Genomic DNA, 11,820 nt, shown 5'->3' with positions numbered 1-11,820 from the left:
CCGTCGGCGGAACCCGCCTGCGCGACCCCGCGCGCGACCTCCGCCTGTGCGTAGCCCTGGCGGTCGACACCGGCCGAGCGCAGGCGTATATTCCAACCGGAATATTCCAGCCGGGCGTGGCTCCCCACCCGCCGGCCCGCCGTCCCGTCCCGGAGACCACCGTGACCTCCCCGCGCCTCAGCCCCACGGCGACCCTCGTGCTCGCCGTGCTGCTCGAGCAGCCCATGCACCCGTACGAGATGCTCGTGCGCCTGCGCAAGCGGCGCGACGACCGCCTCGTGCGGCTCAACCCGGGCGCCGTCTACCAGGCGGTGGACCGCCTCGAGCGCGACGGCCTCGTCGAGCGCGCGGGCGTCGACCGGGACGGCAACCGCCCCGAGCGCACCCTCTACGCGATCACCCCGGCGGGCGTGGCGGCGCACGACGCCCGCACGCGCGACCTCGTCCGCGAGACGCCACGCGAGTACCCCGCCTTCCCGGTCGGGCTCGCGCTCGTGCACGACCTCCCGCGCGAGGACGCCCTCGCGCTGCTCCGCGAGCGTCGCGCGGCGCTCGCGGCCGCGATCGACGGGGTGCGCGAGCGCCTCGACGACGTGGTCGCGCGCGGCCTGCCCCGCCGCTACCTGCTCGACGCCCACTTCGAGCTCCACCAGACCCGGGCCGAGATCGCCTGGCTCGACGCGACCGTCGCGGACGTCACGTCCGGCGCGCTGAGCTGGACCGAGGAGCCCGGGCCCGCGTTCCGCCACTCCCGCACGACCCCACCTCAGGAGTCCTCGTGACCACTCCCGCCCCGGGCACCGGCCCGGCCCCGGCACCCGCCGAGGCCGGCTCGCGCGTCGTGCCCCTCGTCGACCTCCACGGCCGCAGCGCCTGGAGCATCCTGCCGCCGCTGATCCTCGGCTTCTTCATGATCATGGTGGACACCACGATCGTGAACATCGCGGTCCCCACGCTCCAGCGCGAGCTCGACGCGTCGCTGGTCGCGGTCGGCTGGGTCAACAGCGCCTACCTGCTCTCCTACGCGGTGCTGCTCCTGCTCGCGGGTCGCCTGGGCGACCGGTACGGGCCCAGGCCGGTGTTCGTCGTCGGCCTGGCGGTGTTCACGCTCGCGTCCGCGTGGTGCGGGCTGTCGGGCTCGATCGGGATGCTCATCGCCGCCCGCGTGGTCCAGGGCGTCGGCGCGGCGCTCATGACGCCGCAGACCATGGCCATGATCACGCGCGTCTTCCCGCCGCGGCAGCGCGGCGCGGCCATGGGCCTGTGGGGCGCGACGGCGGGCGTCGCGACGATCGCCGGCCCGCTGCTCGGCGGTCTGTTCGTCGAGTCGTGGGGCTGGGAGTGGATCTTCTTCGTCAACGTCCCGGTCGGGGTCGTCGCGCTCTGGCTCGCGCTGGTGCGGCTGCCGCGGCTCGCGACGAACAAGCGCTCGTTCGACGTGGTCGGCGTCGTGCTGTCCGTCGTCGGGCTCTTCGCGGTCGTCTTCGGGCTCCAGGAGGGCCAGACGTACGACTGGGGCACGATCACCGGCCCGGTCACCGTGTGGGGCGTGATCGGCGTCGGGCTGCTCGTGCTGGCCGCGTTCGTGCTGTGGCAGCGCCGTCTCGGCGACGACGCCCTCCTGCCGCTGCGCCTGTTCCGCTCGCGCAACTTCTCGCTCGCGAACGTCGCGGGCATGTCCGTGTCGTTCGCGATGATCGGCATCTTCTTCCCGCTGACGATCTTCCTGCAGTCGATCCTCGGCCTCTCGCCGCTGCACGCCGCGCTCGTCAACCTCCCGGGGTCCCTCGTCTCGGGCATCGTCGCGCCCCTCGCGGGACGCCTCTCCGACCGCGTGCCCGCGAAGTGGGTCGTCGCGACCGGGTTCGGCGTCCTCGCGGTCGCGATCGGGTGGCTCGCGGCGGTCGTCGGGCCGGGCGTGTCGGTCGTGACGATCGTGCTCCCCATGACGCTGTTCGGCGTCGGCACGGGGTGCGTCTTCTCGCCGCTCGCGAACCTCGCGACGTCGGGCCTCGACCACCGCACCGCGGGCGCCGGCGCGGGCGCGTTCAACACGACGCGCCAGGTGGGTGGCGTGATCGGGTCGGCGGCGATCGTCGCGACGCTCACCGCGCGCCTCGCCGTGACGCTCCCCGCGGCCGCGCGCGACGCCGCCGCGTCGCTGCCCGAGCAGCTCCGCCAGCAGTTCGTCGACGGGTTCTCGAACGCCGGGTCGCTCCAGGGTGGCCAGGGCGGCTCGTTCGACCTCCCGCCGGGGGTGCCCGACGACGTCGCGCGCCAGGTCACCGACGCCGCGACCACCGCGTTCCACCAGGGCTTCGCGACCGCCGTCGGGCAGACGCTCGCGGTCACGGCCGTCGTGCTCGTGCTCGGCTTCGTCGCCGCGATCGCGATGGCTCCGAAGCACGTCGAGCACTGACCCCGAGATCGACCCGACCGCCACGACGTCGGCCCCCGGAGGGCCGGTCTCGGGCGCTCGGGTCGATCTCGCGTGCCCGGGGTGCAGCCTCCGCGTGAACGGTGGGTTAAACCTCGCGCGAAGGCGTGTCGGGGGTGGTGACCGGAATCACACGGGCGTAGTTTCGAGGAGACGGACGGCACCTTCGTCGTCCTCCGGGAGGCCAGCCGATGGGGTTCACGCTCCGCTCAGGAGGGCCGGCACCGGCGCTGCTGAGCCGTGTCACCCACGGCCCGACGGCCGGTCGCCCGCCTCGCCCAGAGAGAGAACGGCGCGCGTGCGCCGGAGGGGAGCCCTCGTGGTCCATTCCTCACCCACCCCCGGTACCTCACCCACACCGCAGGACGACGCACCGGACGGCGCGCGCCGCACGTTCGTCGTCGACACCTCGGTCCTGCTGAGCGACCCGCGCGCGATCGGGCGGTTCGCGGAGCACGACGTCGTCCTGCCGGTCGTCGTCATCACCGAGCTGGAGGCCAAGCGCCACCACGCCGAGCTCGGGTACTTCGCGCGCAGCGCGCTGCGCATGCTCGACGACCTGCGGGTCAGGCACGGCCGGCTCGACGCCCCGATCCCGGTCGGCGACGTCGGCGGGACGCTGCGCGTGGAGCTCAACCACACCGACCCGGCCGTGCTGCCGGCCGGGTTCCGGCTGGGCGACAACGACACCCGCATCCTCTCGGTCGCCGCGAACCTCGCGGCGGAGGGCCACGACGTCACGGTGGTGTCCAAGGACCTGCCGATGCGGGTCAAGGCGTCGGCCGTGGGCCTGCGCGCCGAGGAGTACCGGCACGAGCTCGCCGTGGACTCGGGCTGGACGGGGATGGGCGAGATCTCGTTCACCGACGCGGAGGCGGCGGCGCTCTGGGAGCACGAGTCGGTCGAGCTGACGAGCCTGGACCCGGAGGTCGTGGAGGCGGCCGGCCCCCTGCACTGCCACACCGGTCTCGTCGTGCACTCGCCGCGAGGGTCCGCCCTCGGGCGCGTCACCGCGGACAAGCACGTCCAGCTCGTGCGGGGCGACCGGGAGGTGTTCGGGCTGCACGGGCGCTCCGCGGAGCAGCGCGTCGCGATCGACCTGCTGCTCGACGAGAGCGTCGGGATCGTCTCGCTCGGTGGGCGGGCGGGGACGGGCAAGTCGGCGCTCGCGCTGTGCGCCGGGCTGGAGGCCGTCATGGAGCGTCGGCAGCACCGCAAGGTCATGGTGTTCCGGCCGCTCTACGCCGTCGGCGGCCAGGAGCTCGGCTACCTGCCCGGCTCCGAGGCCGAGAAGATGAACCCGTGGGCGCAGGCCGTCTACGACACCCTCGGGGCGCTCGTCTCGCCGCAGGTGCTCGACGAGGTGATCGACCGCGAGATGCTCGAGGTGCTCCCGCTCACGCACATCCGCGGGCGCTCGCTGCACGACGCGTTCGTCATCGTCGACGAGGCGCAGTCGCTCGAGCGCAACGTCCTGCTCACGGTGCTGTCCCGCATCGGGCAGTCGTCGCGCGTCGTCCTCACGCACGACGTCGCGCAGCGCGACAACCTGCGCGTGGGCCGGCACGACGGCGTCGCCGCGGTCATCGAGGCGCTCAAGGGCCACCCGCTGTTCGCGCACGTCACGCTCACGCGCTCCGAGCGCTCGCCCGTGGCGGCGCTCGTCACGGAGATGCTGGAGTCGATCGAGGTCTGACCCGCCGCCGAGGTAGAGGCCTGGTCATGACCAGGCCTCTACCTCGCGGTGCCAGGCCTCTACCTCGGCGGACCGGGGGTCTCGCTCGCGCGGAGGCGGGTCCGCGGGTGGACGAGGAGCACCGCGAGGACGCCGACGACGGCGCCCAGGACCGTGTCGAGCGCGCGGTCGAGCGCGAGCGCGGACGGGTCGGCGGGGTGCGCGAGGGACGTCATGAGCAGCGCCATGGGCGTGATGGTGAGCATCGCGAGCCCGTAGTGGCGGCTCACGATCGTCTCGGTGACGGTCTGGAGCACGACGACGACGGCGGCCGTCCCCCAGAAGCCGAGCGGCGCGGCGAGCAGCGGCCAGGCGAGGAGCGCGCCGGCCACGGTGCCGGCTCCGCGCTGCAGCGCCCGCACGACGGCGTGGCGCGCCGACTCGCCCTGGAGCACCGCGGTCGAGCCCATGGTCGCCCACGCGGCGTGCCCGAGGCCCGCGACGGCGGCGACCGCACCGGCGACGAGGCCTGCGGCGCCGACGCGCGCCGTCGGGAGTCGCCAGGGCCCTGCGGCCCGGGACCGCGCCTGGGCGCGCAGGGTCGTCCGGACCGCCGGGACGGTGTCGCCGCGCGGCACGCCGGTCGCGTCGAGCGCCCGCTCGACCGCGTCGAGCTCCGCGGCGAGCGCGGGGACCGCGGCCCGGGTCCGCCACCAGGACGCGTCGTCCGCGAGGACGTCGCGCGCCCGCGCGACGGCGCCCCGGGCCGCGGCCGCGGCGCGCGGGGCCGCCCCGGGTCGTTCCGCGGCGCGCACGGCGTCGGCGGCGCGGCGGACCGCGAGGCGTGCGGGCGCCGTCGGGCGGACGAGCACGCCGGCCGTGCACACGAGCAACGCGAGGAGCGCGCCGCACGCGGCCGCGAGCGCGCGCGGACCGACGTCGGCGAGCGTCGGTGCGCCCGCGAGGCCCGCGCCCGCGGCGAAGACGATGATCGTCGCCCCGGGCGGGCCCGTGCGGACGAGGAGGCAGAAGGCCGTGGCCCCCGCGGCGAGGAGCGCGACGGCGGCGGTCGTGAGGAGCGCGGGCGTGCCCGCCGCGGCGAGGAGCGTGAACGCCGCGATCGTGCCGGTCATGAGGGTGCCGACGGTGGCGAGGAGCGCGGCCCGGCGCCGGTACGGGTCGTACCGGCCGCAGAGCGACGTGAGCGCGCCGAGCGACGCGAACGCTGCGAGGTCGGGACGCCCGAGGAGGCCCGGGACGGCGATCGCGAGCGCGACCGCGGCGCCGCAGCGCAGCGCGGCGGCGACCGTCGCGTCGGCGGGGCTCACGCGCAGGGCGGCGCGGAGGTGGGCGGGGTCGAGGACGTCCTGGGCGGCGGCGCGCACGGGCGCGAGCGCCGGGCGGGCGGGGGAGGAGAGGGGCATCGACGGACCAGCCTACCGGTGATTCCTAGATGTTTCACCAGTGAAAGACTGTGAGGCTCGCCCTATCCTGGGTCCGTGGACTACGTCGACCGCGTGCGCGCGGAGTGGGCTGAGCAGCGGCCGGACCTCGACACCGCGACGTCGGCGGTCGGTGCCCGGCTGCGGCGCGTCGCCGCGCTGCTCGAGGCGGCGCTGGAGCGCTCCGCGGCGCGGCACGACGTCTCGCGCGCGGAGTTCGACGTGCTCGCGGCGCTGCGTCGCGCCGGGCGGCCGTTGCGTGCGGGCGAGGTCACCACGATGACCGGCGCCCCCGGCGCCTCGATCACCAAGCGCCTCGACCGGCTCGAGCGCGCCGGCCTCGTGGAGCGCACCGTCGCGGAGCGCGACCGGCGCGGCGTCCTCGTCGCACTGACGGACGCGGGGACCGCGCTCGTCGACGAGGTCTTCCCGCAGCAGCTCGACCGCGAGCGCGCCGCGCTGGCCGACCTCGACGAGGCCGAGCGCGCGGAGCTCGCGCGCCTGCTCGCCGTCGTCCTGCGCCGCCTCGACCCCGTCGACTACTGACGTCCTCCCCACGCGACGCCGGGGACGACGAAGGCCGGGCAGAGCGGGTCGTCCCCGCTCCGCCCGGCCCCCGGAGGGTCGCTCAGGCCTGCGGCGGGCGCGTCATCGACAGGACGTCGAGCGCCTCGTCGAGCTGCGCCTCGGTGACCTCGCCGCGCTCGACGAAGCCCAGGTCGATCACGGCCTGGCGGACCGTGAGGCCCTCCTTGACGGAGTGCTTCGCGACCTTCGCCGCCGCCTCGTAGCCGATGACGCGGTTGAGCGGCGTGACGATCGACGGCGACGACTCGGCCAGCGCGAGGGCCCGCTCGACGTTGGCCGTGATGCCCGCGACGGTCTTGTCCGCGAGGACGCGCGACGCGTTCGCGAGGAGCCGGATCGACTCGAGGACGCCCTGCGCGATCACGGGGATCTGCACGTTGAGCTCGAACGAGCCCGACGCGCCGGCCCAGGCGACGGTCGCGTCGTTGCCGATCACGCGCGCGGCGACCATGAGCACGGCCTCGGGCACGACGGGGTTGACCTTGCCCGGCATGATCGAGCTGCCCGGCTGCAGGTCCGGGATGAAGATCTCGCCGAGGCCGGTGTTCGGGCCCGAGCCCATCCAGCGCAGGTCGTTGCAGATCTTGGTGAGCGAGACGGCGATCGTGCGCAGCGCGCCCGAGAGCTCGACGAGGCCGTCGCGCGAGGACTGCGCCTCGAAGTGGTCGCGCGCCTCGGTGAGGGGCAGGCCCGTGTCCTCCACGAGCAGCGCGATGACGCGCTGGGGGAACCCGGCGGGCGTGTTGATGCCGGTGCCGACGGCGGTGCCGCCGAGCGGGACCTCCGCGGCGCGGGGCAGCGCCGACTCCAGCCGCTCGATGCCGTAGCGGACCGCGGCGGCGTACCCGCCGAACTCCTGGCCGAGCGTCACGGGCGTGGCGTCCATGAGGTGCGTGCGGCCCGACTTCACGACCGTCGCGAACTCGGCGGACTTCGCCTCGAGGGCCTCGGCGAGGTGGCCCAGCGCGGGCACGAGGTCGCGCACGACCCCGGCCGTCGCGGCGACGTGGACCGACGTGGGGAACACGTCGTTCGACGACTGCGACGCGTTGACGTGGTCGTTCGGGTGCACGTCGCGCCCGAGCGAGCGCGTCGCGAGCGTCGCGAGGACCTCGTTCGTGTTCATGTTCGACGACGTCCCGGAACCCGTCTGGTAGACGTCCACCGGGAAGTGCGCGTCGTGCGCGCCCGACGCGACCTCGTCGGCCGCGGCGACGATGGCAGCCGCGACGTCCTCGTCGAGCACGCCGAGCTCCGCGTTCGCGCGGGCCGCGGCCTTCTTCACGCGGGCGAGCGCCTCGATGTGGCCGCGCTCGAGCGGGGTGCCCGAGATGGGGAAGTTCTCCACCGCGCGCTGCGTCTGCGCGCGGTAGAGGGCCTGCGCGGGCACGCGCACCTCACCCATGGTGTCGTGCTCGATGCGGTACTCGGTCGTCGGTGCGGCCGCGCCGGCGGCGGCGCCGGGAGCCTCGGGAGATGCAGTCATGGGGCCATCCTGCCGCACCGCGCGCGGGCGCCCGCAACCCGCGTGAGCGAGGTCACGCGGGCTGCGGTCAGGGGCGCGGGCAGGTCGTGGGGTGCCGCCCCGAGCCGACCGTGCGGGACCGCCGGGGCGGTCCGGGCCGGGCCTCAGTCGTCGGCGCGGGGCTGCTCGCCGACGTCGCCCACGACGTCGACCAGGTGCGCGCGGCCCTCGGCGAAGTCGTACTCGACGCCGACGATCGCGCAGCGGCCCTCCGCGACGGCCGCGGCGAGGCCGGCCGAGTAGGAGTGCAGCATGTCGACCGTGTTGCGCACGTGCTCGCGCCGCAGCACGGCGGGGTCGAGGTTCTCCAGGGTGCCGTTCCCGGCGCCGGTGATCTTCGCCACGGACGGGATGACGCGGTCGACGACGGCCCGGACGAACCCGTCCGCCTGCGCACCCGTCGTGAGGGTCTCGACCGCCGCGCCCACGGCGCCGCACGAGTCGTGCCCGAGCACCACGACGAGCGGAGCGGACAGCACCTCGACGCCGTACTCGATCGAGCCGAGCACCGTCGTGTCCACGACGTGCCCCGCCGTCCGGACGACGAACATGTCCCCGAGACCCTGGTCGAAGATGATCTCCGCCGCGACACGGGAGTCGGAGCAGCCGAACAGGACCGTGTGCGGGTGCTGCGCGGCCGACGTCTCTCGTCGTCGGTCCGCGCCCTGCGACGGGTGCAGGGGGGCGTCGGCGACGAAGCGGTCGTTCCCGGTCCGCAGCGTCGCCCACGCCTCGGCGGGGGTGAGCGAGCGGACCGGCTGTGCGGGGGCGGGAGAGGTCATGGCTCCCATCATCGCGCAGGCCGGGGCGTGCCCGACGTGCCCGTTCGCATGGCGGGCCCGGCCGGGGGGCGGTATCCATGGAGGGTGACACCCCCGGTACTCGGGGAAGCCGCGACCGAGGGGAGCCGACGTGCGCCGACGCACCCGAGCGCTCGCCGTCCTGGTCGCCGCGGGGCTCGTGGCGCCGCTCGCCGCGTGCGGCCCGGGCGACGACGGGACGCCGGAGCTCACGTGGTACATCAACCCGGACAACGGGGGCCAGGCCGACATCGCGGCGGCCTGCACCGAGGCCGCCGGGGGCGCGTACCGCATCACGACCGAGCTGCTGCCGCGCGACGCCGCGTCGCAGCGCGAGCAGCTCGCCCGCCGCCTCGCGGCGAAGGACTCGTCGATCGACATCATGAGCCTCGACCCGGTCTTCATCGCCGAGTTCGCCGAGGCCGACTTCCTGGCCCCCGTGCCCGACGACGTCGCGCAGGCGACGACGCAGGACGTGGTGCAGGGCGCGATCGACGCCTCGACGTGGAAGGACGAGCTGGTCGCCATCCCGTTCTGGGCCAACACGCAGCTCCTCTGGTACCGCAAGTCCGTGGCCGAGGCAGCGGGGCTCGACATGTCCCAGCCCGTCACGTGGGAGCAGATCATGCAGGCGGCCCAGGACCAGGACAAGCTCCTGGCCGTCCAGGGCGCCAAGGCCGAGTCGCTCACCGTGTGGATCAACGCGCTCGTCGAGGGCGCGGGCGGCCACATCATCGACAACCCCGAGGCCCCGGCGGACGAGGTCAAGCTCGGTCTCGACACGGACGCGGGCAAGGCCGCGGCGGCGATCATCGGCGGCATCGGCACGTCGGGCGTCGGCGGACCGGGCCTGCCGAGCGAGGACGAGCCCGCGTCGCTCACCAAGTTCCAGGGCGACCGCGGGTCGTTCATGGTGAACTGGCCGTTCGTCTGGTCGTCCACCCAGGGCGCCGTGGAGGCCGGCTCGCTCGACCAGGCGCTCCTCGACGACATCGGTTGGGCGCTGTACCCGCGCACGACGGAGGGCGAGGACGCCCGGCCCCCCTACGGCGGCATCTCGCTCGGGATCGGGGCGTTCGGCAAGCACACCGACCTCGCGTACGAGGCCGCGCAGTGCATCGTGAGCCCCGAGAACCAGGCCGAGTACTTCGTCACCAACGGCAACCCGGCCGCGAGCATCAAGGCCTACGACGACCCGGACGTCCAGAAGGCGTTCCCCATGTACGACGTCATCCGCGACTCGCTCGACCAGGCGGCGCCGCGACCGCAGACGCCGTTCTACAACGAGGTCTCCACGGGCCTCCAGCAGACGTGGTACCCGCCCGCGTCGGTCGACCCCGACACGACGCCGCAGGAGTCCACCGAGTTCATCACCGCCGTCCTGCGAGGGGAGCGACTCCTGTGAACGCCGGACCTCCTACCGAGCCCGCGCCCCGCGGCCGGCACGCCACCACGCCGTCGGCCACGACCGAGGCCGACCCGCCGCGCGGCGGGGCCGCCTCCCGGTCGGGGACCCGCGGCACGCCGGACGCCGCGGCGAAGGCCGCGCGCAGCGACCGCTCCCGGGCCGAGGCCCGCCTCGGCTGGTACCTCGCCGGGCCGGCGTTCGTCGTCATGCTCGCCGTGACGCTGTACCCGATCCTGCAGGCCGTCTACGACTCGCTCTTCAACTACAAGCTCACCGCGCCCGACGACCGGGCGTTCGTCGGGCTCAACAACTACGTCGTGATCCTCACGGACTCCGTGTGGTGGCGGGACCTCGGGGTGACGCTCTTCATCACGGTCGTCACGGTCGTCATCGAGCTGATCCTCGGGTTCGCGCTCGCGCTCGTCATGCACCGCGCGATCAAGCGCCTGCGCGGGCTCCTGCGCACCGCGATCCTCGTGCCCTACGGCATCATCACGGTCGTCTCGGCGTTCGCCTGGTTCTACGCGTTCGACATCACGTCCGGGTACGTCAACCACTGGTTCGACTGGGTGCCCGGCGTCGGGCCCGACCTCAACTGGTTCGCGCAGCAGGGCACGAGCCTGTTCGTCATCATCGCGTCCGAGGTCTGGAAGACGACGCCGTTCATCTCGCTCCTGCTCCTCGCGGGCCTGGCGCAGGTGCCGGGCGACCTGGAGGAGGCCGCGAAGGTCGACGGCGCGACCGCCTGGCAGCGGTTCGCGCGCGTCATCGTGCCGAACATGAAGGCCGCGATCATGGTGGCCGTCCTGTTCCGCGCGCTCGACGCGTTCCGGATCTTCGACAACGTCTTCATCATGACGAACGGCGCGAACGGCACCGAGGTGCTGTCCCTGCTGGCCTACCGCACCTCGATCGGCCAGCTCCAGATCGGCATGGGCTCCGCGATCTCGGTCCTGCTGTTCCTGTGCGTCGTGCTCATCTGCTTCATCGCGATCAAGCTCTTCAAGGTGGATCTCGCCGGCGCGAGGGGGGAGAAGTGATGGGCAGCGTCCTCAGCACCAAGGCCAAGATCTGGTGGGCCGTCATCACGGTCGTCGTGCTCGTCGGCGCGCTGTTCCCCGTGCTGTCGATCTTCATGACGAGCTTCAAGGGGCCCAGCGACATCAACTCCGGGACGTTCCTGCCGCCGCAGTGGAGCACCGACAACTACGAGCAGATCCTCGCGTCCGGCGGCTCCGCGCAGGAGCTGTTCCTGTCCGCGCTGCGCAACTCGATCGGCATCTCGCTCATCGCGACGGTCATCGCGGTCGTGCTCGCCACGCTGTGCGCGTACGCGATCGCCCGCCTCGACTTCCCGGGCAAGCGCCTCATCCTCACGACGGCGCTCGGCGTCTCGATCTTCCCCGTCGTGTCGATCGTCACGCCGCTGTTCAACCTCTGGCGCAACATCGGCCTCTACGACACCTGGCTCGGCCTGATCATCCCGTACCTGTCGCTCACCCTCCCGATCTCCATCTGGACGCTCGCGGCGTTCTTCCGCCAGATCCCGTGGGAGCTCGAGCAGGCCGCGCAGGTCGACGGCGCGACGCCGTGGCAGGCGTTCCGCAAGGCGATCGTCCCGCTCGCCGCGCCGGGCGTGTTCACCACCGCGCTCATCGCGTTCTTCATCGCGTGGAACGACTTCGTCTACGGCATCTCGCTCACGTCGACGAGCGCGGCCCGACCGGTCCCGGCGGCGCTCGCGTTCTTCACCGGCGCGTCGTACTTCGAGGAGCCGACGGGGGCGATCTCCGCGGCCGCCGTCGTCGTGACGATCCCCGTCGTCATCCTCGTCGTCCTGTTCCAGCGCCAGATCGTCTCGGGCCTGACCCAGGGGGCGGTGAAGGGATGAGCACCGCGTCCCCGGCCCGCCCCGTCCACCACCGCACGCCCTCCCGGTCCGCCG

General features: G+C 73.8%; 10 protein-coding genes. 7 read left to right on the top strand and 3 right to left on the bottom strand.

Going from position 1 to position 11,820, the window contains the following annotated elements; all coding sequences use genetic code 11:
• The first annotated feature begins 161 nt into the window (after positions 1-161).
• The 3 genes from ACZ4MO_RS04070 to phoH2 all read left to right on the top strand — a co-directional run bounded on the left by ACZ4MO_RS04070 (position 162) and on the right by phoH2 (position 4,133).
• Positions 162-782 (top strand): PadR family transcriptional regulator, encoded by a 621-nt coding sequence (locus ACZ4MO_RS04070; protein WP_499278615.1) that lies wholly within the window; start codon positions 162-164, stop codon positions 780-782.
• Entirely contained in the window at positions 779-2,419 is a 1,641-nt protein-coding gene (locus tag ACZ4MO_RS04065) for a DHA2 family efflux MFS transporter permease subunit (protein WP_175007991.1), read from the top strand. The genes ACZ4MO_RS04070 and ACZ4MO_RS04065 overlap by 4 nt, the downstream gene beginning before the upstream one ends.
• A 337-nt stretch (positions 2,420-2,756) precedes the next feature.
• Positions 2,757-4,133 carry an RNA 5'-3' helicase PhoH2 gene (phoH2, locus tag ACZ4MO_RS04060; protein WP_175007992.1) on the top strand — a complete coding sequence of 459 codons (1,377 nt, stop codon included), beginning with the start codon at positions 2,757-2,759 and terminating at the stop codon, positions 4,131-4,133.
• A gap of 59 nt (positions 4,134-4,192) precedes the next feature.
• Here phoH2 and ACZ4MO_RS04055 read toward each other — a convergent pair whose 3' ends face one another.
• Entirely contained in the window at positions 4,193-5,536 is a 1,344-nt protein-coding gene (locus ACZ4MO_RS04055) for an FUSC family protein (RefSeq protein ID WP_175007993.1), read from the bottom strand.
• Between the two features lie 75 nt (positions 5,537-5,611).
• Between ACZ4MO_RS04055 and ACZ4MO_RS04050 the strand changes: the two genes are divergently transcribed.
• Positions 5,612-6,100 carry a MarR family transcriptional regulator gene (locus tag ACZ4MO_RS04050; protein WP_175007994.1) on the top strand — a complete coding sequence of 163 codons (489 nt, stop codon included), beginning with the start codon at positions 5,612-5,614 and terminating at the stop codon, positions 6,098-6,100.
• An 82-nt stretch (positions 6,101-6,182) separates the two neighbouring features.
• On the opposite strand, the gene ACZ4MO_RS04045 is transcribed toward ACZ4MO_RS04050, so the two are convergent.
• Both ACZ4MO_RS04045 and ACZ4MO_RS04040 read right to left on the bottom strand, forming a co-directional pair.
• Entirely contained in the window at positions 6,183-7,628 is a 1,446-nt protein-coding gene (locus tag ACZ4MO_RS04045) for an aspartate ammonia-lyase (protein WP_175007995.1), read from the bottom strand.
• Between the two features lie 143 nt (positions 7,629-7,771).
• A complete protein-coding gene (locus tag ACZ4MO_RS04040) occupies positions 7,772-8,449 on the bottom strand; it encodes a carbonic anhydrase (RefSeq protein WP_175007996.1) in 678 nt (225 codons plus the stop codon).
• Between the two features lie 130 nt (positions 8,450-8,579).
• Here ACZ4MO_RS04040 and ACZ4MO_RS04035 point away from each other — a divergent pair, with 130 nt between their 5' ends.
• From ACZ4MO_RS04035 to ACZ4MO_RS04025, 3 genes are read left to right on the top strand one after another with little or no spacing between them, the layout of a single operon-like run.
• A complete protein-coding gene (locus ACZ4MO_RS04035; protein WP_175007997.1) occupies positions 8,580-9,872 on the top strand; it encodes an extracellular solute-binding protein in 1,293 nt (430 codons plus the stop codon).
• Positions 9,869-10,915, top strand: a complete 1,047-nt coding sequence (locus tag ACZ4MO_RS04030) for an ABC transporter permease subunit (RefSeq protein WP_175007998.1) — start codon at positions 9,869-9,871, stop codon at positions 10,913-10,915. The genes ACZ4MO_RS04035 and ACZ4MO_RS04030 overlap by 4 nt, the downstream gene beginning before the upstream one ends.
• On the top strand, positions 10,915-11,766 hold the full coding sequence (locus tag ACZ4MO_RS04025) for a carbohydrate ABC transporter permease (protein WP_163184630.1): 852 nt from the start codon (positions 10,915-10,917) through the stop codon (positions 11,764-11,766). Before ACZ4MO_RS04030 ends, ACZ4MO_RS04025 begins: the two co-directional genes overlap by 1 nt.
• Positions 11,767-11,820 lie beyond the last annotated feature (54 nt).

Source organism: Sphaerisporangium cinnabarinum (assembly GCF_055567015.1).
The sequence above is the reverse complement of the archived record's forward strand: the minus strand, read 5'-3'. Positions and strand labels throughout refer to the sequence as shown.